Origin of the sequence: Delftia sp. WSY_7 (assembly GCF_043104845.1) — a bacterium.
Classification (GTDB): Bacteria; Pseudomonadota; Gammaproteobacteria; order Burkholderiales; family Burkholderiaceae_C; genus Comamonas; species Comamonas tsuruhatensis.
In genome coordinates this window covers 61009-83968 of sequence record NZ_JBICLB010000015.1, presented here as the reverse complement: position 1 = coordinate 83968, position 22960 = coordinate 61009, and the positions used below count along the sequence as shown (strand labels likewise).

The 22960-nt window shown below is 67.9% G+C and carries 20 protein-coding genes and 2 tRNA genes; 12 read left to right on the top strand and 10 right to left on the bottom strand.

Going from position 1 to position 22960, the window contains the following annotated elements:
* Nucleotides 1-601: 601 nt before the first annotated feature.
* Nucleotides 602-1483: a LysR family transcriptional regulator gene (locus tag ACF8ME_RS07685; protein ID WP_047473008.1), complete on the bottom strand. Its 882-nt coding sequence runs from the start codon at nt 1481-1483 to the stop codon at nt 602-604.
* A 238-nt stretch (nt 1484-1721) separates the two neighbouring features.
* Here ACF8ME_RS07685 and ACF8ME_RS07680 point away from each other — a divergent pair, with 238 nt between their 5' ends.
* Both ACF8ME_RS07680 and ACF8ME_RS07675 read left to right on the top strand, forming a co-directional pair.
* On the top strand, nt 1722-3230 hold the full coding sequence (locus ACF8ME_RS07680) for an MFS transporter (protein WP_392415928.1): 1509 nt from the start codon (nt 1722-1724) through the stop codon (nt 3228-3230).
* 39 nt (nt 3231-3269) lie between these two features.
* Nucleotides 3270-3671, top strand: a complete 402-nt coding sequence (locus tag ACF8ME_RS07675; RefSeq protein WP_016450756.1) for a group II truncated hemoglobin — start codon at nt 3270-3272, stop codon at nt 3669-3671.
* Nucleotides 3672-3751: 80 nt separating this feature from the next.
* Here the strand turns inward: ACF8ME_RS07675 and ACF8ME_RS07670 are convergent, their stop codons facing one another.
* Nucleotides 3752-5173, bottom strand: coding sequence for an NAD(P)/FAD-dependent oxidoreductase (locus tag ACF8ME_RS07670; protein WP_392415925.1), 1422 nt, complete (start codon nt 5171-5173; stop codon nt 3752-3754).
* 334 nt (nt 5174-5507) lie between these two features.
* Here ACF8ME_RS07670 and ACF8ME_RS07665 point away from each other — a divergent pair, with 334 nt between their 5' ends.
* Both ACF8ME_RS07665 and ACF8ME_RS07660 read left to right on the top strand, forming a co-directional pair.
* Nucleotides 5508-5906, top strand: coding sequence for a nuclear transport factor 2 family protein (locus ACF8ME_RS07665; protein ID WP_016450755.1), 399 nt, complete (start codon nt 5508-5510; stop codon nt 5904-5906).
* 124 nt (nt 5907-6030) lie between these two features.
* Nucleotides 6031-7473: an amino acid permease gene (locus ACF8ME_RS07660; RefSeq protein WP_016450754.1), complete on the top strand. Its 1443-nt coding sequence runs from the start codon at nt 6031-6033 to the stop codon at nt 7471-7473.
* Nucleotides 7474-7520: 47 nt separating this feature from the next.
* On the opposite strand, the gene ACF8ME_RS07655 is transcribed toward ACF8ME_RS07660, so the two are convergent.
* Nucleotides 7521-9050, bottom strand: coding sequence for a PLP-dependent aminotransferase family protein (locus ACF8ME_RS07655; RefSeq protein ID WP_160853319.1), 1530 nt, complete (start codon nt 9048-9050; stop codon nt 7521-7523).
* A 183-nt stretch (nt 9051-9233) separates the two neighbouring features.
* On the opposite strand from ACF8ME_RS07655, the gene ACF8ME_RS07650 reads away from it, so the two are divergent.
* The 3 genes from ACF8ME_RS07650 (at nt 9234) to greB (ending at nt 10230) form a co-directional block, all read left to right on the top strand.
* Nucleotides 9234-9310, top strand: a tRNA-Arg gene (locus ACF8ME_RS07650).
* A 159-nt stretch (nt 9311-9469) separates the two neighbouring features.
* A tRNA-Arg gene (locus ACF8ME_RS07645) sits at nt 9470-9546 on the top strand.
* Between the two features lie 117 nt (nt 9547-9663).
* Complete coding sequence (gene greB / locus ACF8ME_RS07640) at nt 9664-10230, top strand: transcription elongation factor GreB (protein ID WP_016450306.1); 567 nt, start codon at nt 9664-9666, stop codon at nt 10228-10230.
* A gap of 4 nt (nt 10231-10234) precedes the next feature.
* Here greB and ACF8ME_RS07635 read toward each other — a convergent pair whose 3' ends face one another.
* Nucleotides 10235-11629: a lytic murein transglycosylase gene (locus tag ACF8ME_RS07635; RefSeq protein ID WP_392415923.1), complete on the bottom strand. Its 1395-nt coding sequence runs from the start codon at nt 11627-11629 to the stop codon at nt 10235-10237.
* Nucleotides 11630-11717: 88 nt separating this feature from the next.
* On the opposite strand from ACF8ME_RS07635, the gene ACF8ME_RS07630 reads away from it, so the two are divergent.
* On the top strand, nt 11718-12581 hold the full coding sequence (locus tag ACF8ME_RS07630; protein ID WP_392415922.1) for an NAD-dependent protein deacetylase: 864 nt from the start codon (nt 11718-11720) through the stop codon (nt 12579-12581).
* 27 nt (nt 12582-12608) lie between these two features.
* Here the strand turns inward: ACF8ME_RS07630 and ACF8ME_RS07625 are convergent, their stop codons facing one another.
* The 4 genes from ACF8ME_RS07625 to ACF8ME_RS07610 all read right to left on the bottom strand — a co-directional run bounded on the left by ACF8ME_RS07625 (nt 12609) and on the right by ACF8ME_RS07610 (nt 16767).
* A complete protein-coding gene (locus ACF8ME_RS07625; RefSeq protein ID WP_016450309.1) occupies nt 12609-14876 on the bottom strand; it encodes a bifunctional (p)ppGpp synthetase/guanosine-3',5'-bis(diphosphate) 3'-pyrophosphohydrolase in 2268 nt (755 codons plus the stop codon).
* 101 nt (nt 14877-14977) lie between these two features.
* Entirely contained in the window at nt 14978-15181 is a 204-nt protein-coding gene (rpoZ, locus tag ACF8ME_RS07620) for a DNA-directed RNA polymerase subunit omega (protein WP_016450310.1), read from the bottom strand.
* An 18-nt stretch (nt 15182-15199) separates the two neighbouring features.
* A complete protein-coding gene (gmk, locus tag ACF8ME_RS07615; protein ID WP_016450311.1) occupies nt 15200-15829 on the bottom strand; it encodes a guanylate kinase in 630 nt (209 codons plus the stop codon).
* 44 nt (nt 15830-15873) lie between these two features.
* The gene (locus ACF8ME_RS07610; protein WP_017407182.1) at nt 15874-16767 is read right to left on the bottom strand and encodes a YicC/YloC family endoribonuclease; all 894 of its coding nucleotides are present in this window, start codon (nt 16765-16767) and stop codon (nt 15874-15876) included.
* A gap of 89 nt (nt 16768-16856) precedes the next feature.
* Here ACF8ME_RS07610 and ACF8ME_RS07605 point away from each other — a divergent pair, with 89 nt between their 5' ends.
* The 4 genes from ACF8ME_RS07605 (at nt 16857) to hemW (ending at nt 20733) form a co-directional block, all read left to right on the top strand.
* Nucleotides 16857-17888: a serine/threonine-protein kinase gene (locus ACF8ME_RS07605; protein WP_016450313.1), complete on the top strand. Its 1032-nt coding sequence runs from the start codon at nt 16857-16859 to the stop codon at nt 17886-17888.
* Nucleotides 17885-18790, top strand: a complete 906-nt coding sequence (locus ACF8ME_RS07600) for a protein phosphatase 2C domain-containing protein (protein ID WP_209672549.1) — start codon at nt 17885-17887, stop codon at nt 18788-18790. Before ACF8ME_RS07605 ends, ACF8ME_RS07600 begins: the two co-directional genes overlap by 4 nt.
* Before the next feature lie 99 nt (nt 18791-18889).
* On the top strand, nt 18890-19492 hold the full coding sequence (gene rdgB, locus ACF8ME_RS07595; protein WP_016450315.1) for an RdgB/HAM1 family non-canonical purine NTP pyrophosphatase: 603 nt from the start codon (nt 18890-18892) through the stop codon (nt 19490-19492).
* Nucleotides 19489-20733 carry a radical SAM family heme chaperone HemW gene (gene hemW / locus ACF8ME_RS07590; protein ID WP_392415920.1) on the top strand — a complete coding sequence of 415 codons (1245 nt, stop codon included), beginning with the start codon at nt 19489-19491 and terminating at the stop codon, nt 20731-20733. The genes rdgB and hemW overlap by 4 nt, the downstream gene beginning before the upstream one ends.
* 76 nt (nt 20734-20809) lie before the next feature.
* On the opposite strand, the gene ACF8ME_RS07585 is transcribed toward hemW, so the two are convergent.
* Nucleotides 20810-21166, bottom strand: a complete 357-nt coding sequence (locus tag ACF8ME_RS07585; protein ID WP_392415918.1) for an I78 family peptidase inhibitor — start codon at nt 21164-21166, stop codon at nt 20810-20812.
* A 175-nt stretch (nt 21167-21341) separates the two neighbouring features.
* On the bottom strand, nt 21342-22901 hold the full coding sequence (locus ACF8ME_RS07580; RefSeq protein ID WP_392415916.1) for an SPOR domain-containing protein: 1560 nt from the start codon (nt 22899-22901) through the stop codon (nt 21342-21344).
* Between the last annotated feature and the right edge of the window lie 59 nt (nt 22902-22960).

Here is a 22960-nt window from a genome sequence, read left to right as displayed (position 1 = left end):
GCCTGTCCTTCGGCAGGCTTGCCACCCCGCATCCCGCCCAACGCAGGCGTGGGCAGAGGGGGGAGGGGGGAGGCTGAGGGATAGCCAACAGCCAACAGCCAACAGCCAACAGCCAACAGCCAACAGCCAACAGCCAACAGCCAACAGCCAACAGCCAACAGCCAACAGCCGGCGCCATCGCTCCGCTCGGCGTGAAACTGGCGCCGAGCGAAGCGACGGCCCGTCAAAACTCCCCGTATGTCAGCGCCTGCGGCGTGGTGGTTGCGGGGTTGCAGTCCTGCCGAAGGACAGGACTGCTTCGTCAACTGACTCGCTGCGGTTGTCTGAGCGGAGTTCACGAAGTGAACGCAGCGAGTTCCGCAGCGAACCCCGCAACCGCCACGACGCAGGTTGCCCGCAGCGAGGCGGAGGGTCGCGGACATTCGGGTCGCCTTTGCTTTGCCTACTTTCCTTTGGCGAAACAAAGGAAAGTAGGTCGGCCGCCGGGCCGAGACCCGGCCTCGAAAAACAACCACCCGGCAGGGGCAGAAACGAGCAACACCAGGGGCAGAAACGAGCAACAGCAGGGACAAGAACGAGCAACAGCAGGGGACGGCCCCGTTCAAGACTCCTTGAACAGCCTCTCCCCCACAAAATCCACAAACGCCCTCACCTTAGGCGACAACTGCCGACTCGACGCCCACAGCGCCGAAAACTGCCCCGTGTGCGTCAGGTCCTCCGCCAGCACCCGCTGCAGTTCGCCACGCCCCAGTGCATCCCGCGCCAGGAAGTCCGGCATATAGGCCAGCCCCATGCCCGCCACGGCCGCGCCCAGCATGGCTTCCATGTTGTTGCAGACCAGGGCGGCGGGCAGGTGGGGCGGCATGCCGGGCAGCACCCATTCCTCCAGCTTGCCGCTGCTCAGGAAGCGGTAGCGCAGGCAGCTGTGCTGTGCCAGTTCGGCGGGGGATTGCGGTATGCCCCGTGCCGCCAGGTAGGCGGGCGAGCCGGCCAGGATGAAGCGGAACGGCCCCAGCCGGCGCGCGACCAGGCGCGAGTCGGCCAGTTCGCCGCTGCGGATGACCACGTCCAGGCCGGCCTCGACCACGTCCACCAGGTGGTCGTTGAAGTCCAGGTCCAGGTCAACCTCCGGGTACAGGGCCTGGAACTCGGGCAGCACAGGCAGCAGGAAGCGGTAGCCGATGGTGGGCAGGCTCACGCGCAGCCGTCCGCGCGGCGCCTCGGCGGCGGCCTGCATGGTGGCGCGCGCATCGTGCAGTTCATCCAGGATGCGGCGGCAGCGCTCATGGAACAGCGCGCCTTCCTGTGTGAGCCGCACCTGGCGCGTGGTGCGCTGGAACAGGCGCAGGCCCAGTTGCTGTTCCAGCCGCGCCACGTTCTTGCCGACGGCCGAGGCCGAGATGCCCAGGGCGCGCCCGGCCTCGGCAAAGCTCAGCAGGTCGGCTGCACGCACAAAGGATTCGAGTCCGCTGAAGCTGTCCATGTCGATTGCCAGCCTGGGGTTGGGAGTGTGGGGAGTCTGGCGCCTATTTTCACGGCATTGCAGCGCTTTTATCGTTCATGCATGCCTGGCCATGTGCGGCCGGGAAATTGCGAAAGCCTTGCCAACCATGTCCTCCTGCCTGACTTCCTCCCGCGCACCGGTTGCGCTCCACGGTACAGCGCGTCCGCATGCGTCCCCGGTCTGGGTGCTGTTGTCGGTGTGCCTTGCGGCGCTGGCGATGCCGCTGAGCTTTACCGGGCCGGCCGTGGCCCTGTCTGCGCTGCGCGAGGCGCTGGGCGGCGGGCCGCTGGCGCTCAACTGGGTGACGAATGCCTTCATGCTGAGCTTTGGCGCCACGCTGATGGCGGCCGGCGCGCTGGCCGATCTGCACGGGCGGCGGCGCGTTTTCCTGACCGGGCTGGGCGTGGTGCTGGCCAGTGCGCTGGCCCAGGCCTGCCTGGGCGGGCAGGGGGCCATTGTCGTGTTCAACCTGCTGCGTGCGCTGCAGGGCCTGGGCGCGGCGGCCGCGCTGGCGGGCGGCACGGCGGCGCTGGCCCAGGTGTTCGATGGAGCGGCGCGCATGCGCGCCTTCAGTGGCGTGGGCACGTCGTTCGGCGTGGGCCTGGCCTTCGGGCCGTTGCTGTCGGGCTGGTTGCTGGGCGTGGCGGGCTGGCGCGGCGTGGTGCTTTGCGTGGCCGCCGTGGCGCTGGCCGCGCTGGTGCTGGGGCTGCGCTGCATGCCGCAGTCGCGCAACCCGAAGGCGCAGCGGCTGGACCGGGCCGGTGCGCTGCTGTTCACCGCAGCCCTGGCGCTGCTGACCTGGGGCGTGCTGCAGGGGCCGGAGGCGGGCTGGTCCAGCGGGGCGGCGCTGCTGCCGCTGGCCGGTGCCGCGCTGGCGCTGGCGGCCTTTGTGGCCGTGGAGCGGCGCGTGCAGCAGCGCACGGGGCAGCCCATGCTGGACCTGTCGCTGTTTCGCTATCCGCGTTTCGTGGGCGTGCAGTTGCTGGCGGGTGCGCCGGCCTATGCCTTCGTGGTGCTGCTGGTGCTGCTGCCGGTGCGCTTCATCGGCGTGGAGGGCATGGCGCCGCTGCAGGCGGGGCAGCTGATGTTTGTGCTGTCCCTGCCCATGCTGTTCGTGCCGTTGCTGGCGGGCTGGCTCACACGCTGGGTTTCGGCCGCGCTGCTGTGCCTGGCGGGGCTGCTGGTGTGCGCGGCGGGCCTGCTGTGGCTGGGCGGGTGCGCGCCGGGCACGGCCTTTGCGCAGATGGCGCCCCCGCTGCTACTGATCGGCCTGGGCATCGGGCTGCCCTGGGGTTTGATGGATGGCCTGGCCGTGAGCGTGGTGCCCAGCGAGCGCGCCGGCATGGCCACGGGCATTTTCAGCACGGTGCGCGTGGCGGGCGAAGGCATGGCGCTGGCGCTGGTGGGCGCGGGGCTGGCTGCATTGCTGGCATGGCGTCTGTCGGCCCTGGCAGCTCAGGCGCCCCAGGCGGTGCAGGCGCCCCAGGCGGTGCATGCCACCGGCCGCGCGGCGCAGTTGCTGGTGACGGGGAACATCGCCGAGGCCATGGCCCTGCTGCCCGGCCTGTCTGGACCCGCCGTGCTGGCGGCCTATGGCCAGGCCTTTGGCATCTTGCTGGATGTGCTGGCGGGCATCACGGTGCTCACGGCGCTGGCGGTGTACGGGTTCCTGCGTGCCGGGGCCTCCACGGATACCGGTACGGGCACGGACATGGCACATGCCTGACAATCGCGGGTTTCACTCAGCCGTCAGCCGCTTTTCGCCATGTCAGAGGAATCCCAGAACAACGCCCCCCAGACCCCCTATGAATGGATCGGCGGCGAGCCCAGGGTGCAGGCCCTGGTGGACCGTTTCTACGATCTGATGGACCTGGAGCCCGGCTATGCCGAACTGCGTGCCGCCCATGGCAGCACGCTGGCCGACGCGCGCCAGAAGCTGTTCTGGTTCCTGTGCGGCTGGCTGGGCGGCCCGGACCATTACCAGGAGCGCTTCGGCCATCCGCGCCTGCGCATGCGCCACATGCCGTTTTCCATCGGCATCCTGGAACGCGACCAGTGGGTGGCCTGCATGGACCAGGCCATGGGCGAGACCGGCGTGCCTGAGGAGCTGCGCGTGCGCCTCAAGGCCAGCTTCATGAACACGGCCGACTGGATGCGGAACCGGTAGCAGGTGGCTGCCCCCGGCGCTGCTGAAAAAAAGGGCCGGCCCCCTGCAGGAGGCCGGCCCAAGCAGCAATCGGTTGGGGTTCAGAGCTTTTCGTCGCGCATGTAGTACCAGTGGTACAGGAACCGCTGCCCCAGCCGGCGAAACGGCGCAAACGCGGGCGAACGCACCATGTTGAAGACGTTCGGATACTCCAGCTCCGAGTTGTAGATGGGCAGCTCGAAGGTCTTGCTCTGGCGGCCTGCGATGCGCTCGGCCATGCGCCGGCCCGCGTGGGCCGAGAAGGAGACGCCGTTGCCGCCATAGCCCACGGCGTAGAAGATGCTCTGGGCCGGATCGGGCTGGAAGACGCGCGGCATCATGTCGTGGCTCACATCGACCCAGCCCCACCAGGAGTAGTCGATGGTGATGCCCTTGAGCGCCGGGAACTTGCGGTGCAGGCCGTCCACCAGCTTGGCCATGTGGATGGGGTTGGGCGCATCGGCACCCGTGACGGCGCTGCGGCTGCCGATCTGTACGCGGTTGTCGGGCAGGCGGCGGTAGTAAAAGCGCAGCGTGCGGGTGTCGGTGATGACCTGGGTGGTCTTGAAGCCCGTGGCCTCCAGCTCCTGCTCGGTCAGCGGCCGCGTGACCAGCGAGTTCGAGAGGATGGGCATGATCTTGGAGCGCAGGCTGCCATGCAGGGCGTTGCTGGTGTAGCCGCCCGTGGCAAAGCCCACGGCGCGCGCCCGCACGGTGCCGCCGGGCGTGCGCAGATGGTGCACGCCGTTGCGCGTCTCGACACCCAGCACCGGGCTGGCCGGGTGCACCTTGACGCCCAGCTCCCGCGCCTTGCGCAGGTAGCCGAAGGCCAGCTTGAGCGGGTGCACGCCGATGCCGTCGGGCTCGTGCATGGCGCCGTGGCTGTCGGCGTCGTTCACATAGTCGCGGCGCAGCTCCTCGGGGCTGAGCATGCGGGCGTCGTAGCCGAAGACCTCGCGCATGATCTGGGTCTCGTTGCGCAGGAAATCGAGCTTCTTTTCGCGGTGGGCGATGTAGAGGTGGCCGCCGGGCTGGGGCTCGCACTCGGGGAATTCGGCCACCAGGTCCTTGAAGGTCTGGAAGCCCTCGCGGATCTCGGCGTCGAGCTTGAGCGCCACGTCCTTGCCCCAGCGTGCGATCCACTGCGAGCGGTACAGGCGCCCGCTGGCGTTCTGCCCCTGGCCGCCATTGCGGCTGGTGCAGCCCCAGGCGGTCTGGTTGGCGTCCAGCACCACGGCGCGGATGCCGTGCTCGCGCGCCAGGAACAGGGCCGTGGCCAGGCCCGTGAAGCCCGAGCCGACGATGGCCACGTCCACGTCCATGTCGCCGGTGACCGGGCCGTCATCGTCTGGCGGGCGTCCCGCCGTGCCGACCCAGTAAGTGGGCGCATAGCCCGTGCCGTGGCCCGGGCTGGCAGCCACCAGCGGGTCGTACTGAGGGTCGTAGGGACGCAGGTGGCTGGGGCGGATGTCCTCGGCTTTCATGGCGGATGTCTCCTGGTGCGGCGGCTTGGGATCTGCCGCTTTTTGCTATGGATTCGGTGGAATGGGGCCAGTGCCGGCGAGCCCTGCAAGGCGGTGCACCGACGATGGAATCAGCATAGCCAGCAGGCCATGGAGCCAGTTAGCGCCACAGCCCAGCTTTCGATAGAGCCAGCGGCGGCCGGTGCGCGCGCCTGGACCTAACGATTGATGGCATCTGGTTCTAACGGGTCCGTGTGCCTGCTACCTACCATGGCCCATCGACATTTCGATGACGCGGCGCGGCGGCCCTGCCCGGGCCCGGCGCCGTGGGACCCACCACAGACAAGGAGACAGCATGAGCGCAGACACCAACCCTCCCGACGCACAGTTCCTGGCCCGCTTCGCCGAGGCCTGGAACCGCCACGACATCGAGGCCCTGATGGACTTCATGGCCGATGAATGCGAGTTCCACGCCGTGGCCGGCCCCGACCTCATGGGCCGCAGCTTCATCGGCCGCCAGGCGGTGCGCGAGGGCTTCCAGATGGCCTGGCAGGCCTTTCCCGATGCGGCCTGGCTCGATGGAGACCACTTCGTGCAGGGCGACCGTGGCGTGTCCGAGAGCACCTTCAAGGGCACCAAGGCCGACGGCCTGCGCGTGGAAGCGCGCATGGTGGATGTCTTCACCTTCAAGGACGGAAAGATCGCCGTGAAGAACGCCTTCCGCAAGGACCGCCCGCCGGTGGCGGCCGCCTGACGGCGCGGGGCCTTGCGGCCCCGTGCCACCGGGAACACCGGATACGCCACGGCAAGGCGCGCACCTGCGCAGCCACCACAACAGAGCATCAGCCGTGGCGCCTGAATAAAACAGGAGACAAGACATGATCGGAAATCAGCACGCCTCTTCACCGGGGCTTTCGCACGGGCTCAAGGAACGCCACATGACCATGATCGCCCTCGGTGGCGTCATCGGCGCCGGGCTGTTCGTGGGCAGCGGCGTCGTCATCAAGTCGGCCGGGCCGGCCGCGATTCTTTCCTTCCTCATCACGGGCCTGCTCGTGGTCCTGGTCATGCGCATGCTGGGCGAGCTGGCCTGCTCCATGCCCGGGGGAGGCTCGTTCTACGAGTTTGCGCGAGAGGCCTGGCGCGACCGCCCCGGCGTGGGCCGGCTGGCAGGCTTTCTGACGGGCTGGATGTACTGGTACTTCTGGGTCATCGTCGTGGCGCTGGAGGCCGTGGCCGGAGCCGACCTGGTGCGCTACTGGCTGCCCGATGTGCCCAACTGGAGCATCAGCCTGGTGCTGCTGGTGATGCTGACGCTGACCAACCTGGTGTCGGTCAAGTCCTTTGGCGAGTTCGAGTTCTGGTTCGCCTCCATCAAGGTGGCGGCCATCGTGGTCTTCCTGTTCGTGGCCGGCGTCTACGTGCTGGGCCTGACGCCCGCCTCGCAGGGCATGCACTTCGGCAACCTCACCGGCAACGGCGGCTTCATGCCCAACGGCATCGTGCCCGTGCTGACCGGGGCGGTGGCGGCCACGGGCTTTTACTTCGGCGCCGAGATCGTGACCATTGCCGCCGCCGAGACGGCCGAGCCCCAGAAGGCCGTGGCCAAGGCGACCAACTCGGTGATCACGCGCGTGCTGGTGTTCTATGTGGGCTCCATCTTCCTGGTGGCCTGCCTGGTGCCCTGGAATGCGGGCGGCATTGCCACGCCGTATGTCAGCGCGCTCAACACCATGGGCGTGCCGGCCGCCGCGCAGATCATGAATGCCATCGTGCTGACGGCCGTGCTGTCGGCGCTCAACTCGGGGCTGTATGCGTCATCTCGCATGCTGTTCGCGCTGACGCGGCGCGGCGACGCGCCCCAGGCGCTGGCCAAGGTCAGCCGCAATGGCGTGCCCACGCGGGCCATCCTGGTGGCCACGCTGTTCGGCTACGGCGCCGTGGTGATGTCCTATGTGTCGCCCGACAAGGTGTTTGCCTTCCTGGTCAACTCCTACGGCACGGTGGCGATCTTCGTCTACATCCTGATCGCCATCTCGCAGCTGCGCCTGCGCGCCCGGCTGGAGCGCGAGGCGCCCCACCAGCTCAAGGTGCGCATGTGGTGCTATCCGTACCTGACCTGGTTCGCCATCTTCGGCATGCTGTCCATCGTCATCGCCATGGCCTTCATCCCCGAGCAGCGCACGCCGCTGGCGCTGGGCGTGGCCAGCCTGTGCATTTTGCTGCTGGCCTACGCCGTGCGGCAGTTCCTGCAGCGCGGCGTGGCGCCCGTGGTGACATCGCTGTCCGAGGCTGCGCGGCCCGAGCCGCAGAAGTATTGACCCAGGGGCGACGGGACCGGCAGGGCCGGTCCCGGCCATTCCTGGCGTTACTTCTCGGGCTGCTCCTCACGGATCGCATCGGCCAGGGCCTTCACGCCCTGGCCGATGTCGTTGGCGGGTATGGATTGGTAGCCCATGCGCATGTAGCTGCCGGGCGTGCCCGGGCGGGCGAAGAACACATCGCCGGGCTCGATGAGCACGCCGTGCGCGGCGGCACGCTGCGCCAGGGCATCGACGGGAATGTGGTCGGGCAGTTGCACCCAGCACGAGCCGCCGCCGCGCACGGGCGTGATGCGGCAGCCGGGCGCATGCTCGGCCATGGCGGCCGTGAGGGCTGCGTGCCGCTCCTTCTGCGCCTGGGCCAGGCGCCGCTGCTGGGCCTCGTAGTGGCCCAGGGAGATGAACATGGCCAGCGTGCGCTGCACGAAGGTGGCGGGGTGGCGGATCATGAGCCGGCGCAGTGCGCGCAGCTCGCGGATCAGCTCGGGCGCCGCCACGATGTAGCCCACGCGCAGGCCCGGCGCCAGGCTCTTGGACAGGCTGCCCACGTAGATCACGCGGTTGCTGCGGTCCAGGCTCTTGAGTGCCGGGATGGGCTGGCCGTCGAAGCTGCTCTCGCTCTCGTAGTCGTCCTCGATGAGGATGATGTCGTGCGCCTCGGCCATCTCCAGCAGCGCCTCGCGCCGGGCCAGCGGCATGGTCACGCCCGTGGGGCACTGGTGGCTGGGCGTCACGTAGAGGTAGTCCAGCTGGCGCAGCAGCGGCGTGACCGGCAGGCCCTGGCCGTCCACCGGCAGCGGGATGACCTGTGAAGTGCGGCTGCTGAAGATGTTGCGCGCGTCGGGGTAGCCGGGCTCCTCGATGCCCACGGCCGTGCCCTCGCGCATCAGCAGGTCGGCCACCATGTAGAGGGCGTGCTGCGCACCCACGGTAATGATCAGCTCGTCGGCCGAGGCCCAGACGCCGCGCCTGGGCAGGATCTTGGTCTGCACCTGCTGGATCAGCATCTCGTCGTCGCGCGCGATCTGGTCGGGCGCCCACTGGCGTATGTCCAGCACGCCCAGGGCCTTGAGGCAGCATTCGCGCCAGGCGGCCGTGGGAAACAGCTCCTTGTCGAACTGGCCGTACAGGAAGGGATAGGGGTAGCGCTGCCAGTCCTCTTCCTTGACGATGCTGCGCTGCTGGCTGGGCAGCAGCCACAGGCGCCGCGACCAGTCGGTGCGGCGGCCTTCGCCAGGGGGGCTGCTGGCCGCAGCGCCGCCCGGCGTGCGCCCCTTGAGTACGTCGGGATGGATGAAGTGGCCCTTGCGCTGGCGGCTCAGCAAAAAGGCTTCCTCGGCCAGCTGCTGGTAGGCCAGCACCACGGTGATGCGTGCCACGCCCAGGTGGCGCGCCAGCTCGCGGCTGGAGGGAATGGATTCGCCGGGTGCGAGGATGCCCGAGAGGATGGCATCGACCAGCATCTCGCGGATCTGGCCCTGCAGGCTCAGGGCAGGGCGGGCGCTGCGGCGAAACAGCTGCCCCCACATGGCGCCCTCGGGCGGTTGCGGCTGCGTGGCCGCGCGGTTGTCTGTCATGTCTTGTCGTTCCCGCCGCTGCAGCGGGCCGCTCGCTGTGTTTGTCTCCCGCGCAGGTGCAGGGCAGGGCCTGCATCCGCGACCGGCCAATATAGGCCAGCGCGGTGCGCCACGGGGCCAGGAGTTTGCGATGGTTGCAATTTTTGCGGAGAGGCCGGAAATTGATATACAATCGTTGTCTTGGCGGCTGTAGCTCAGCTGGATAGAGTACTTGGCTACGAACCAAGGGGTCGTGGGTTCGATTCCTGCCAGCCGCACCAAAACGACAAGCCTCAGAACTGCAAAGTTCTGAGGCTTTTTCGTTTCAGGCGCCCGCACGGTGGTCGTGGCCATGGTTCAGGCGCTGGTCAACGGTTATTTTTCGATATTTTCATGGTTTTCCGTAGGCTTTCAAAAAGCACGCTATAATTCGAAGCTTGGCGGCTGTAGCTCAGCTGGATAGAGTACTTGGCTACGAACCAAGGGGTCGTGGGTTCAATTCCTGCCAGCCGCACCAAAACGACAAGCCTCAGAACTGCAAAGTTCTGAGGCTTTTTCGTTTGTGCTCAGTTGGTGTCGAGGTTTGTGCGGCGTCTTCGCCTGCTGCGGTGATCTGTGTGAAGATCGGCTCCCTATGAGCAAGGCTTTCACCAAGGAATCCGACGGCGACGACGATGATGAAGTCGGCCTGCCGCCCTTGCCGCCGGGCGGCAAGAACTACATCACGCCCCAGGGCTTCGCGCGGCTCAAGGGCGAGCTGCTGGACCTGATCGACAACGAGCGCCCGCGCATCGTGGAGATCGTGCACTGGGCGGCCAGCAATGGCGACCGCTCCGAGAACGGCGACTATCTGTACGGCAAGAAGCGCCTGCGCGAGATCGACCGGCGCATCCGCTTCCTGACCAAGCGGCTGGAGATCGCCGAGGTGGTCGATCCCTCCGTGCATGCCGGCAGCGAGCAGATCTACTTCGGCGCCACCGTCACCTACGTCGATGACGAAGGCGAGGAGCGCACCATCACCATCATGGGCATCGACGAGGCCGACAGCGCACGCCAGCAGGTCAGCTGGATCGCACCCGTCTCGCGCGCCCTGCTCAAGGCCCGTGTGGGCGACGAGGTGGCCCTGCCCACCCCCGCAGGTGTGCGCACGCTGGAAGTGCTGGACGTCACCTACCCGGAGCCGGGCAGCGCCGCCGGGTGAACGTTCAGGGCTGCAGTTTCTGCAGCAGCTCCAGCGTGGGATAGCCGTCGGCCACCAGGCCCTGGCTTTGCTGGAACTGGCGCAGGCCCGCGCGCGTGGCTGGTCCCATCACGCCATCGGCCGTGCCGGCCGAAAATCCCCGTTCGTTGAGCGCGGCCTGCAAGGCGCGCAACTGCTCGCGCGACAGCGGGGCCAGATCGCGTGGCCAGGCCGCCTGCACGCCCGGGCCGCCGGCCAGTTGCTGCGACAGCAGGCCCACGCCCAATGCGTAATTCACGGAGTTGTTGTAGCGCAGGATGGTGCGGAAGTTGGCGCCCACCATGAAGGCCGGGCCACGCGCGCCGGCCGGTGCGATCACGCTGGCATCGGCCATGGCGGGCAGGGCGGAGCCGTCCACGGCCTGCACGCCCTCGGCCGCCCATTGCGCGCTGTCCTGGCGCACGCTGGTCTCGGCGCGTGCATGGTCAAAGCCTGCCGGCAGGCGCACTTCGACGGCCCAGGGCTCGCCCGTCTTCCAGCCCGAATGGGCCAGGTAGTTCGCCGTGGAGGCCGTCACATCGGGCAGGCTGCCCCAGATGTCGCGGCGGCCATCGCCATCGGCATCCACCGCATAGGCCAGGAAGACCGAGGGCAGGAACTGCGTATGGCCCATGGCGCCGGCCCAGGAGCCGATCATGTGGGCCGCGTCGATGTCGCCGTTGTCGATGATGCGCAGGGCGGCCAGCAACTCCTTCTGAGCCCAGGCCGCGCGCCGGCCGTCGAAGGCCAGGGTGGCCAGCGCATCGACGGTGGGGAAGTTGCCGAAGTTGCTGCCGTAATTGCTTTCCATGCCCCAGATGGCGGCGATCACCTCGGCCGGCACGCCATGGCGCTGGCTGGCCGCCTGCAGCGGTGCAGCCGCTTCGCGCAGCTTGGTGCGGCCCTGGGCAATGCGCTGGGCCGAGACGGCGCTGTCCAGGTACTGCCAGGGCGTGCGCGTGAACTCGGGCTGCGAGCGGTCCAGCTGCACCGCGCGCCGCTGCAGCCGGGCCGGCTCCAGCGCGCTGCTCACGGTCTTGGCGGAGATGCCGGCCTCCAGCGCCTTGCGCGCAAAGTCCCGCTTCCAGGCCTCGAAGCTGGCGGCCTCGGCCTGCTGGGACGCCTCTTGCGCGCCGCTTGCCTCGGCAGCAGGCGCTGCGGCCGGGCCGGCCTGTGCCGCCGCGGCAGGGGCGGCAGGGGCGGCCGCAGCCGTGGAGTTTGCCGCAGCGGAAGCTGGCGCTGGCACCGGCGTGGGCGCAGGTCGGGAGGCGCAGCCGGCCAGCAGAGCGGCAGTCAGGGCGGCGGCCAGTCCGGCGCGGGTCAGCATGTGGGGGCCGTTGGCGTTGCTGGGGACGGGGGCGGTGGCATGTGCGTGGGGCATGCAGCCATTGTCTCCGCTGCGCCCTGGCGCTGAATGCAACACGGTGTTTCCGCACCAAGCCATCCATGGATCGCTATGCTGTGCTCCCATGACTGCTGCACCATCGCCCTCCCTGTCCCCGCCTGTGCAGGATGCCGCGCAGGCGCTGCGTGCCCTGCTGCGCCCTGGCCAGCGCTGGCTGGTGCTGACGGGCGCAGGTTGCAGCACAGGCTCGGGCATTCCGGACTACCGCGATGCGGCGGGGCAGTGGAAGCGGCCCCAGCCCGTGACGCTGCAGGCCTTCATGGGCAGCCATGCCACGCGCCAGCGCTATTGGGCGCGCAGCCTGCTGGGCTGGCCCGTGATGGCGCAGGCCCGGCCCGGCCCGGCCCATGAGGCGCTGGCGCTGCTGCAGCAGCGCGGATGGATGGCCGGTCTGGTCACCCAGAACGTGGACGGCCTGCATACAGCGGCAGGCAGCGAGGGTGTCATCGACCTGCACGGCCGCATTGCCGCCGTGCGCTGCATGGGTTGTGGCGCCGGCATGGAGCGCGCCGCGCTGCAGGCCATGCTGCTGCAGCGCAACCCCGGCTGGGCCGGCCTGAGCGCCCAGGCCGCGCCCGACGGCGATGCCGACCTGGAGGGGCGCGACTTCAGCCGCTTCGACGTGCCGGCCTGCCCGCACTGCGGCGGCGTGCTCAAGCCCGATGTGGTGTTCTATGGGGAAGGCGTGCCCAGCCAGCGGGTGCAGGCCGTGCGCGCCATGCTGCAGCAGGCCGGCGGGCTGCTGGTCGCCGGTTCTTCGCTGATGGTGTATTCAGGCCTGCGCTTCGTGCATGAGGCCGTGGCCCAGGGCAAGCTGGTGGCCGCCATCAACCAGGGCCGCATGCGCTCCGAGGATTTGCTGGCCCTCAAGATCGAGCAGGACTGCGGCCCGTTGCTGCAGCAGCTGGCCCAGGACCTGGAGCAATGAAAAAGCCCCGCAGGAGCGGGGCAGTGTTCAGGGGATGACGCGCGATGCGCGCACCACCGAGTGCACGCGGCGCAGGTTGCGCAGCGCGGACTCCACCTGCTGGTTGTCGTGCACCGAGATCACGAAGCACAGGTCCGTGGTGCTCATGGCGGCCTCGTCGGCCATGTCCACGCGCAGGATGTCCACCTCGGCGCCGGCCAGCTCGGCTGCCACGCGGGCGAGCACGCCCTTGCCGTTGTTGACGGTGACGACGATGCGGGCCTCGAAAAGGCGCGCGGCATCGATGTCATCTGCCCATTCCACGACGATGAAGCGGTCGCTGTCCTTTTCCTGCAGGCGCTGTGCGATCTTGCACTGCGCGTGGTGCACGATCAGGCCTTCGCCGCTGCCCAGATAGCCCACGATGGCGTCGCCCGGCACGGGCCGGCAGCACTGCGCGTAGTGGATGGAGCCTTGGTTGGAGCCGTCCAGCAGCACGGCGCCCTGGAAGGGCCGGTTGCTGGCATTGAAGCGTTCGCGCGTGAGCAGCAGGGCGTCGGGCCGGTGGCCGTGGCGCGCCATCAGCGCCGTCAGGCGCGAGGCCACCAGCGACGCAATGCGCCGGCCCATGCCGATGTCCACCATCAGGTCGGCGCGGCTGCGGCTGCCTGCCATGCGCAGCACTTCGTCCCACAGCGCCTGGTTGGCTTCATCGGCCGGCGGCACGGCGTCCATGCCTTCGGCGCGCATGGCCTGGGCCAGCAGGTTCTCGCCCAGGCGTGCCGATTCGCTTTGCGCGGCCGACTTCAGGTAATGGCGGATCTTGGAGCGCGCGCGGCCGGTCTTGACGAAGCCCAGCCAGGCCGGGTTGGGCGTGGCGTCTTCGGAGGTGACGATCTGCACCACGTCGCCGCTCTTGAGTTCGGTGCGCAGCGGCACTTCCTCGTTGTTGATGCGCGCGGCGGTCATGTGGTTGCCGACCTTGCTGTGGATCGCATAGGCGAAGTCCACCACGGTGGCACCGCGCGGCATGGCCATGATCTCGCTCTTGGGCGTGAACACGTAGACGGCGTCGGGGAACAGGTCCACCTTGACGTGGTCCCAGAACTCGGCGGCATCGCGCGTCTCGTTCTGGATGTCCAGCAGCGATTGGAGCCACTGCGTGCCCAGCTGCTCGGAATCGTGGCCGGGCTGGGCCTTGTAGAGCCAATGGGCGGCCACGCCGGCCTCGGCGACGATGTGCATTTCCTCGGTGCGGATCTGGAACTCGATGTTCACGCCCGAGGGGCCCACCAGCGTGGTGTGCAGCGACTGGTAGCCATTGTTCTTGGCAATGGCGATGTAGTCCTTGAAGCGGCCCGGCATGGGCTTGTACATCTGGTGCAGCACGCCCAGCGCCGTGTAGCAATCGATCACACGCGGCAAGATGATGCGAAAGCCGTAGATGTCCGTCACCTTGGCAAAGCTCAGCTGGTTCTTCTCCATGCGCAGATAGAGCGAATACAGCGTGCTTTCACGGCCGGCAAGGCGGGCCTGCAGCCCCGCGCCGGCGAACTCGGCATTGACCTCGTCCTGCACGCGCTGGACCAGGTCGCGGCGTCGCTTGCGCGAGCGGGCGATGGCTTTTTCCAGCGTGGCGTAGCGCCAGGGATGCAGATGGCGGAAGGCCAGGTCCTGCAGCTCGCGGTAGGTCTGGTTCAGCCCCAGGCGGTGGGCGATGGGTGCGTAGATCTCCAGCGTTTCCGACGAGATGCGGCCCCACTTGCTGCGCGGCATGTCGCCCATGGTGCGCATGTTGTGGGTGCGGTCGGCCAGCTTGATCAGGATCACGCGCACATCGCGCGCCATGGCCAGCAGCATCTTGCGGAAGGATTCCGCCTGGTTCTCTTCGCGCGTGTTGAACTGCAGCTTGTCCAGCTTCGTGAGGCCGTCGACCAGCTCGGCCACGTCCTGGCCGAAGCGCTGGGCGAGATCGGCCTTGGTGACGCCGCAGTCTTCCATCGCATCGTGCAGCAGCGCGGCCATCAGGGCCGGGGCGTCGAGCTTCCAGCTCGCGCACAGCGCCGTGACCGCGATGGGATGGGTGATATAGGGTTCGCCGCTGCTGCGCCACTGGTCGCTGTGGGCCTGGTCGGCGAAGGCATAGGCTTCGCGCACCTGCTCGATGCTGGTGGCATCCAGGTATCCCAGGTGCTCCATCAGTCCGGCAAAGGCATTGGCCGACACGGCGGTTGCCTGCTCTGCAGACATGCGCTCGGGCCGGGGTGGCGGTACGGGATCAGAGGGGGCTGTGAACGAAGTCAAGGCCGCTTTCATGACTTAAATGTAGCGTGCATGCTGGTTTGTGCAGGCTTCATGTAAAAAAAGCACCGCTGTGCGGTGCTCTTTGTGGGGCCATTGTGTTGCTTTGCAGCAAATCAGCCCGGAACCTTCTTCAGCATCTCGATGCCGACCTTGCCTTCGGCGATCTCGCGCAGCGCGGTGACGCCGGGCTTGTTCTTGGTTTCGATCTTGGGCGTGTGACCCTGGCTCAGCATGCGTGCACGGTAAGTGGCGGCCAACACGAGCTGGAAGCGGTTAGGGATCTGCTCCAGGCAGTCTTCAACAGTGATGCGTGCCATCAGGATCTCCGGGAAACGTCAGTTGGGTTCAGAAATATTGAGAGACTCGAAGGTCTCTGCGCGGCGGCTGCGCTGAGCCGCATACTTGAGGCGCTGTGCGTGGATGATCGTCTTGAGATCAAACAGTGCGCTCTCGAACAATTCGTTGATTATAACGAAGTCGAATTTCGCCACCTGGGCCATCTCCTCGGCCGCGTTCTTCAGGCGCAGCTCGATCACCTCGGGCGCGTCCTCGCCCCGGTTTTCCAGGCGGGCACGCAGTTCGTCCCAGCTGGGCGGCAGGATGAAGATCAGCACGGCGTTCGGAAACGCTTGCTTGACCTGCAGTGCGCCCTGGTAGTCGATCTCCAGCAGCACGTCGGTGCCGACCTGGATGCGCTCTTCCAGCGCCTTCTTGGCCGTGCCGTAGCGGCGGCTGTGCACGTTCGCCCATTCGACGAAGGCGTTGTTCGACACCATGGCGTCGAACTCCTGGTCGGAGACGAAGTAGTACTCGCGGCCGTGCTTTTCCTGGCCACGCGGCGCGCGCGTGGTGTGGGAGACGGAAGGGGAGACGCGCGCATCGAACTCGCGCAGCGCGCGCACCAGGCTGGACTTGCCGGCCCCGCTGGGGGCCGAGACGACAAAGAGGTTTCCGGGGTAATCCATGGAATTTTGCGCAGTGTGTTCACGCATGGGCATCTGTGTTGGGCTTATTCGATGTTCTGCACCTGCTCGCGCATCTGCTCGATCAGCACCTTCATGTCCACGCTGATGCGGGTCAGCTCCAGCGTGGCGGACTTGGAGCCCAGCGTATTGGCTTCGCGGTGCAGTTCCTGGATCAGGAAGTCCAGGCGCTTGCCGATCTCGCCGCCCTTCTTGAGCAGGCTCTGGATCTCGTCCAGGTGCGAGTCCAGGCGGGTGACTTCCTCGGCCACGTCGATGCGGATGGCAAAGGCGGTGGCCTCGGTCAGGGCGCGGTCCTGGGCGGCTTCGGGCGCCACGGCGCCTTCGGCCAGGGCCATCGCTTCCTTCCAGCGCTCCATGAAGCGCAGGCGCTGCTGCTCCACAAGCTGGGGCACCAGGGGCGTGGCGTCTGCCGCGAGCTTGCGCAGCTGGGCGATGCGGTCCAGCAGCATGGTGGCCAGGCGCTTGCCTTCGCGGGCGCGGGCCTCCAGCAGTTCGGTCAGGGCCTGCTCTGCCAGCGTGGGCAGCACGCTGCTCCAGTCAACGGCCGAGTTGCCGCTGCCGCTGGCCAGGCGCAGGGCGTCGGAGACGGACAGGCTGCGGGCGTCGGGCAACCAGGACTGGACAGTGTCCTGGAGCATGGCCAGGCGCTGCAGCATGGCGGTGGAGGGGTCGGGCAGGGAGTTGCCGTCGTCGTTGTCGATGGCGGCGCGCACCTCGACCTTGCCGCGCTTGAGGCGGGCGGTCAAAAGGGCCCGCAAGGCTGGCTCATGCGCGCGCAGTTCGTCGGGCAGGCGGAACGAAAGATCCAGGAAGCGGCTGTTGACCGAGCGGATCTCCAGACCGAGCCGGCTGTTGCGGCCCGACGCTCCACCATCTTCTTCGGACGCGCCGTGCTGGGCACTGGCGTATCCGGTCATGCTGTAAACTGGCATTGGACTTTTGATGGATGCTTGCAATTGCCCGATTATCCGGGTTTCGCCCCATCCCTGAGACTCACCGGAGAAAAATGTCTTCCAAGATCAAGCCGGCGCCATTGCCGCCAGGCAGCACGATCGGCGGCTATCGGGTGGTGCGCAGGCTTGCTTCCGGCGGTTTCGGCGTCGTTTACCTGGCCTTGGATGCAGAGGGCAAGCAGGTGGCGATCAAGGAATACCTGCCCGCCTCGCTGGCCACCCGTGCCCCCGGAGAGCTGCAGCCCGCCGTGGCGCCCGAAAAACTTTCGCTGTACCGCCTGGGCCTCAAGAGCTTCTTCGAGGAAGGGCGTTCACTGGCGCAGATCTCGCACGCTTCCGTGGTCAGCGTGCTCAATTTCTTTCGCGAGAACGAAACCGTCTACATGGTGATGAACTACCTGGAGGGTGCCACCCTGCAGGACTTCGTCGTCACCGCGCGCGAGCTCAAGGCCGAGAAGGTGTTCCGCGAATCGACCATTCGCTCGCTGTTCGACGAGGTGCTGCGCGGCCTGCGCATCGTGCACCAGCACAAGATGCTGCACCTGGACATCAAGCCGGCCAACATCTTCATCACCAATGACGACCGTGCCGTGATGATCGACTTCGGCGCGGCGCGCGAGGTGCTGTCCAAGGAAGGCAACTTCATCCGCCCCATGTACACGCCGGGCTTTGCCGCGCCCGAGATGTACCGCCGCGACGCATCGCTGGGTCCCTGGACCGACATCTACGCCATCGGCGCCTGCATCTATGCCTGCATGCAGGGATTTCCGCCCAACGAGGCGCCGCAGCGTCAGGACAAGGACCGGCTCACGCTGGCGCTGACCAAGCTGCGCGGCGTGTATTCGGACAATCTCATCGAGGTGGTCGAGTGGTGCATGGCCGTGGACCCGGGATCGCGTCCGCAGTCGGTGTTTGCGCTGCAAAAGGAATTGAGCCGCGAAGGCGAGCGTCGCTACACCAAGCTCAGCGTCTCCGAGCGCATGCGCCTGCAGCTGGACACGCTGGTGACCGACGCCAAGAAGAACATGCAAAAGATCAGCGGCGCAGCGGGCCTGCCAGCCGTGGGCCAGGAGCGCAAGCCATGAGGTTTTCGGTATTCCAGCTGAGCCGCCGCGGCGGCCGTGCGCTCAATGAAGACCGCATGGGTTACTGCTACACGCGGGAAGCCGTGCTCTTCGTGCTGGCCGACGGCATGGGCGGCCATCCCGAAGGCGAGGTCGCCGCGCAGCTGGCGCTGCAGGTGATGTCCGTGCATTTCCAGCGCCAGGCCAAGCCGCTGCTCGATGATCCGCAGGGCTTTCTGGTCGATGCGCTGCTGCATGCGCACCGTCAGATCCTGCGCTATGCCAGCGCCAAGGGAATGATCGACACGCCGCGCACCACGCTGGTCGCCGCCGTCATCCAGAAGGGCAAGATCACCTGGATCCATTGCGGCGACTCGCGCCTGTACCTGGTGCGCGGCGGCGAGCTGCTGGTGCGCACGCGCGATCACTCCTATCTGGAGATGGGCGAGATCGCCGCGCAGCTCAAGACATCGAGCCGCAACGTGCTGTTCACCTGCCTGGGCTCTCCGTCCAAGCCCATCTACGACGTGACCGAGCCGCGCCGGCTGGAGCAGGGCGACAAGCTGCTGCTGTGCTCCGACGGCCTGTGGGGCAGCGTGGACGAAGGGCACCTGCTGCGCACCCTGCACGGCCGCACCGTGTCCCAGGCCATTCCCCAGCTGGTCGATACGGCGCTGCGCAATGCGGGCGATGCCAGCGACAACGTCACGGCCATTGCCATGGAGTGGGAGACGCCAGACGCCTTCGAGTCCACCATGGGCATCTCCACCCAGGACATCGAGAACGACGCGTTTGAATCCACGATCCAGGGCGGGGCAATCGAAGACCTGGAAGATGAGCTCGACGACGCGGCCATCGAGCGCTCCATCGCCGAGATCAACGAAGCGATACGCCGCTCGGCCGAGCGCCAGTTCAAGCGCTGAACGCCGCTGCCGGCCCGCGGCAGCGGTGCCGTTGGCGCGCATGGACTACCGAACCTATTGACGACAAAGGGCGCACGGGCGCCCGAATGGATTTCTACGATGAAGATTGTGTTGGCCTCCAACAACCGCGGCAAGCTCGCCGAGCTGCAAGCCATGTTCGCCCCGCTGGGGGTGGAGCTGATCCGCCAGGGCGACCTGTTCGAGGGCGAGGCGCCCGAGCCGCATTGCACCTTCGTGGAGAACGCGCTGGCCAAGGCCCGTTTCGCAGCCGAGCGCACCGGCCTGCCCGCCATTGCCGACGACGCCGGCATGTGCGTCTCGCACTTCGGCGGCCTGCCGGGCGTGGACACGGCCTACTACTGCACGCAGTTCGGCTACGAGAAAAGCGACGACAACAACGTGCGCGCGCTGCTGGAGCAGATGCAGGGCGTGGCCGACCGCCGCGCCGCCATGGTCAGCACCCTGGTGGGCGTGCGCAGCGCAAAGGATCCCGAACCGCTGATCGCCATGGGCCGCGTGCTCGGCGAGATCACCACCGAGCGCCGTGGCACGCAGGGCTTCGGCTTCGACCCCGTGATGTACATCCCCGAGCTGGGCCAGACCTTCGCCGAGATGGACCCGGCCGTGAAGCACGCGCACAGCCACCGCGGTCGCGCCACGCTGCAGATGATCGAACTCGTGCGCGAGCGCTGGGTGCGATGATTCCCATCCAGCCCCAGGATGCGGCCGCCGGCGCCCAGGCCGCCGTGCAGCGCGACATCCAGCACTACATGCGCCCCGGCACGCTGCAGCTGGGCAGCCTGCCGCCGCTGTCGCTGTATGTGCACCTGCCCTGGTGCATTCGCAAGTGCCCGTACTGCGACTTCAACTCGCACGAGCACGGCCGCGACGGCCCCGAGCTGCCCGAAGACCGCTACATCGACGCCCTGGTCGCCGACCTGGAGAGCGCGCTGCCGCTGATCTGGGGCCGCACCGTGCACAGCATCTTCATCGGCGGCGGCACGCCCAGCCTGTTCGCGCCCGAGGCCATCGACCGGCTGCTGGCCGCCATCCGCGCGCGCCTGCGCATGGAGGCCGATTGCGAGATCACCATGGAGGCCAACCCCGGCACCTTCGAGACCGACCGCTTCCGCGCCTTCCGTGCGGCCGGCGTCACGCGGCTGTCCATTGGCGTGCAGAGTTTCGACGACCGCCTGCTGCAGGCCGTGGGCCGCGTGCACGATGGCGCCCAGGCGCGTGCGGCCGTGCGCGAGGCGGCCGACAGCTTCGAGACCTTCAACATCGACCTGATGTACGCGCTGCCCGGCCAGACCGAGCTGGACCTGGCGCGTGACCTGGACGTGGCCCTGTCCTTCGCGCCGCCGCACCTGTCGGTCTATCACCTGACCATCGAACCCAATACGTATTTCGCCAAGTTCCCGCCGGCCATTCCCGAGGACGACCTGGCCTACGACATGCTGGACCGCATCACCGCGCGCACCGCCGCCGCAGGCATGCAGCGCTACGAGATATCGGCCTATGCGCGCGAGGGCCACCAGTGCTGGCACAACCGCAACTACTGGCAGTTCGGCGACTACCTGGGCATAGGCGCGGGCGCGCACAGCAAGCTCAGCTTTGCCCACCGCATCGTGCGCCAGGTGCGCTTTCGCGATCCCGCGCGCTACATGGACCAGGCCCTGGCCGGCGCGCCACTGGCGCAGGACGGCGAGGTGCGCCGCGCCGACCTGCCCTTCGAGTACATGCTCAACGCGCTGCGACTGCGCGAAGGCTTTGCGCTGCAGGACTTCATGGAGCGCACGGGCCTGCCGCTGTCGTCCATCGCCAAGGGGCTGGATGCAGCACAGGCCAAGGGCCTGATCACGCGCGACCTGGGCCGGGTGGTGCCCACGGAGCGGGGCTTTGACTTCCTCAGCGACCTGCAGGAGCTGTTCCTGGCCGAGTGAGCGGGCCAACGACCATTGAAAAAGGACGCCTCGGCGTCCTTTCTTCATCCAGCGCCACCGCGCAATCGGTCGGCGATCAGCCGCAGCGCACGGCCACGATGCGGCCTGTGCCGTCGACCACCAGGTTCAGGCGTTCCTGGTTGAACTCCATCGTCGTTGGCTGGCCTTCGCGCAGCACGCGGGCCATGTAGGCGCCCGACTGCTTGCGGGCGGCCTCCAGCGTGGCCGAGGTATTGCTCTTGCCCACGAAGGACTGGGCCGATGCCGCATTGCAGACCTGCACGGGGCGCGGGGCCGGCTGCGCCCCACCGCCGCCGCTGCTGCCACCAAAGGGACTGCCCATGCCGGCGCAACCCGCAACCAGGGTGGTGGCGCCCAGCAGGGCCAGGGCGGCAAGGCGGCGGTGCAGGGCTGGGGTGGTGATCATCGGCATGGTCTGTCTCCTCAATTCAGGGGGTGTGTGCTGCGCAGTATCAGGGCGGGCGCTGGCGCATCGCCTCGGACAACGCCGCATACCTTAGCCGGGCTCGGGCGGTGCCATTGGCATGCGGAAGTAACAGGCGGCAGCAAAGGCATCACGAAGGCATTGCCAAGGTGCTGCCAGGGCATCACCGCCGCGCGCTGCGGCCTTCCGCGGGCGCGTGGTGGAAGACCGTGGCCTCCAGGCCCATGGCGCGTATCCTGGCCGCCGCCTGATCGGCGCTGCGCTGCTTGGCAAAGGGGCCCGAGCGCACGCGCACGATCTCGCCCTTGTTGCTGTGCAGGGTCTGGCTGAGCGTGGGCAGCTTGGCTTTCTCCAGCCGCTCCACCACGCGCCCGGCATTGGCGGCTTCAGAGAACACGCCGATGTTGATGTAGTAGTTGCCCGGCTCCAGAGCCGCCGAGGCAGGCTTGGCAGGTGCAGGGGCCTTTGCGACGGGTTCGGCAGGCTTGGCAGGCTTGGCTGGTTTGGTTTCAGCCGCCACCTTGGAGGGCTTGGCGGGCGCTGGAGTGGCTGTGTGTACGGACGCTGGTGCAGGGGCAGGTGCAGGCGCTTTGGCTGGCACCAACGCGGCCTTGACGGGAATGGCTGCCGCTGCAGTGGCCGCGACGGCACCCGCCGCGCCGGCCGCTGCTACTACGGGCATGGGTTCGACCGTGCCGGAGACGGTGCTGCCGGCAGCGGGCAAGGGCGCTTGCGGATCAGGGCGTGCCTCGGCCTGGGCGACTGGCTCTTGCGGCCGGGGCGTGGGTGCGGGAGTGGGGGCGGGTGTGGGCGCCGGTTCCGTCCTTGGCGTTTCAACGGCAGCTACGGCTGCGGCGGGCGTTGGCGCCACGGCTGGTGCAGCTGGCGAAACTGGTGCAGCGGCCGGTATGGCTTCGGACGGAATCACCTCGGTCTGTGCCGCCATGAAATGTGGCATGCCCGACAGCGCCCAGATGCCTGCACCGGCAGCGGCGGCAAGCACCGCACCGGCCGCCACGGCCAGGCGCTTGCGCAGGGGCGTGGCCGCCCGGCGGGCCAGGCGTTCGTGCGCTGCGGCCATGTTGGGGGCCTCGCCAATGGCTTGCAGCGTGTGGCGGCGCACATGGTGCCAGTACAGGGCATTGGCGCCCAGGCCGGGAATGGCAACGGCCAGCAGGATCAGCGTGGCATCGATGCCGTGGGCAATCGCCGGGGGCAGGCCCAGCGCGGGGCGCAGCAGCAGGCCCCAGACCAGGCCCGTGCCGCCGGCGGCCAGCGCATAGAGGCCGCCCTCTTGCCACAGCCCGCGCAGCCCGCACCAGGGCAGGGTGAACAGGCCTGCGGCCAGGTTCCAGGTAGGCAAGGGCTTGCCCAGCGCATCGAAGCGCTCGAACAGGCGCAGGTAGTAGTCGCGTGAGGGCTCGCCAATCAGGCTGGCGTACAGGCCCGGCATCAGGCCGGTGCCCTGTCCGCCCGTGAAGCTGGTGGCGCCGGAATGTGCGCCGGCGCCTGCCCGCTCGTTGGGGGCAGTGCCGTCATCGCCGTGCTGCAGCGCGTAGGCTGCGGCGGCGAAGGCGCTGGCTATCGAGGGCGGCAGCTTGCTGGGGCTCTTGGCGGTGCCGGGCTCGGCAAAGGCGGGCTCCTGCCGTGCAGGGGCCGCCTGCCTTCCGAAGTCGATGGTGGCGGGAGGTGCTGAGAGGGCTTCTTCCGATGGGGCGGGCATGTCAGCAATTGTGTCATGCACTCGTGGCTGTCGGAATCACGACATTCGTGGCTATCGAT

Excerpts from the sequence above, each read along its gene's own strand:
- ACF8ME_RS07685 (WP_047473008.1), bottom strand. The coding sequence starts at position 1,483 with ATGGACAGCTTCAGCGGACTCGAATCCTTTGTGCGTGCAGCCGACCTG.
- ACF8ME_RS07680 (WP_392415928.1), top strand. The coding sequence starts at position 1,722 with ATGCCGCTGAGCTTTACCGGGCCGGCCGTGGCCCTGTCTGCGCTGCGC.
- ACF8ME_RS07675 (WP_016450756.1), top strand. The coding sequence starts at position 3,270 with ATGTCAGAGGAATCCCAGAACAACGCCCCCCAGACCCCCTATGAATGG.
- ACF8ME_RS07670 (WP_392415925.1), bottom strand. The coding sequence starts at position 5,173 with ATGAAAGCCGAGGACATCCGCCCCAGCCACCTGCGTCCCTACGACCCT.
- ACF8ME_RS07665 (WP_016450755.1), top strand. The coding sequence starts at position 5,508 with ATGAGCGCAGACACCAACCCTCCCGACGCACAGTTCCTGGCCCGCTTC.
- ACF8ME_RS07660 (WP_016450754.1), top strand. The coding sequence starts at position 6,031 with ATGATCGGAAATCAGCACGCCTCTTCACCGGGGCTTTCGCACGGGCTC.
- ACF8ME_RS07655 (WP_160853319.1), bottom strand. The coding sequence starts at position 9,050 with ATGACAGACAACCGCGCGGCCACGCAGCCGCAACCGCCCGAGGGCGCC.
- greB (WP_016450306.1), top strand. The coding sequence starts at position 9,664 with ATGAGCAAGGCTTTCACCAAGGAATCCGACGGCGACGACGATGATGAA.
- ACF8ME_RS07635 (WP_392415923.1), bottom strand. The coding sequence starts at position 11,629 with ATGCCCCACGCACATGCCACCGCCCCCGTCCCCAGCAACGCCAACGGC.
- ACF8ME_RS07630 (WP_392415922.1), top strand. The coding sequence starts at position 11,718 with ATGACTGCTGCACCATCGCCCTCCCTGTCCCCGCCTGTGCAGGATGCC.
- ACF8ME_RS07625 (WP_016450309.1), bottom strand. The coding sequence starts at position 14,876 with ATGAAAGCGGCCTTGACTTCGTTCACAGCCCCCTCTGATCCCGTACCG.
- rpoZ (WP_016450310.1), bottom strand. The coding sequence starts at position 15,181 with ATGGCACGCATCACTGTTGAAGACTGCCTGGAGCAGATCCCTAACCGC.
- gmk (WP_016450311.1), bottom strand. The coding sequence starts at position 15,829 with ATGGATTACCCCGGAAACCTCTTTGTCGTCTCGGCCCCCAGCGGGGCC.
- ACF8ME_RS07610 (WP_017407182.1), bottom strand. The coding sequence starts at position 16,767 with ATGACCGGATACGCCAGTGCCCAGCACGGCGCGTCCGAAGAAGATGGT.
- ACF8ME_RS07605 (WP_016450313.1), top strand. The coding sequence starts at position 16,857 with ATGTCTTCCAAGATCAAGCCGGCGCCATTGCCGCCAGGCAGCACGATC.
- ACF8ME_RS07600 (WP_209672549.1), top strand. The coding sequence starts at position 17,885 with ATGAGGTTTTCGGTATTCCAGCTGAGCCGCCGCGGCGGCCGTGCGCTC.
- rdgB (WP_016450315.1), top strand. The coding sequence starts at position 18,890 with ATGAAGATTGTGTTGGCCTCCAACAACCGCGGCAAGCTCGCCGAGCTG.
- hemW (WP_392415920.1), top strand. The coding sequence starts at position 19,489 with ATGATTCCCATCCAGCCCCAGGATGCGGCCGCCGGCGCCCAGGCCGCC.
- ACF8ME_RS07585 (WP_392415918.1), bottom strand. The coding sequence starts at position 21,166 with ATGCCGATGATCACCACCCCAGCCCTGCACCGCCGCCTTGCCGCCCTG.
- ACF8ME_RS07580 (WP_392415916.1), bottom strand. The coding sequence starts at position 22,901 with ATGCCCGCCCCATCGGAAGAAGCCCTCTCAGCACCTCCCGCCACCATC.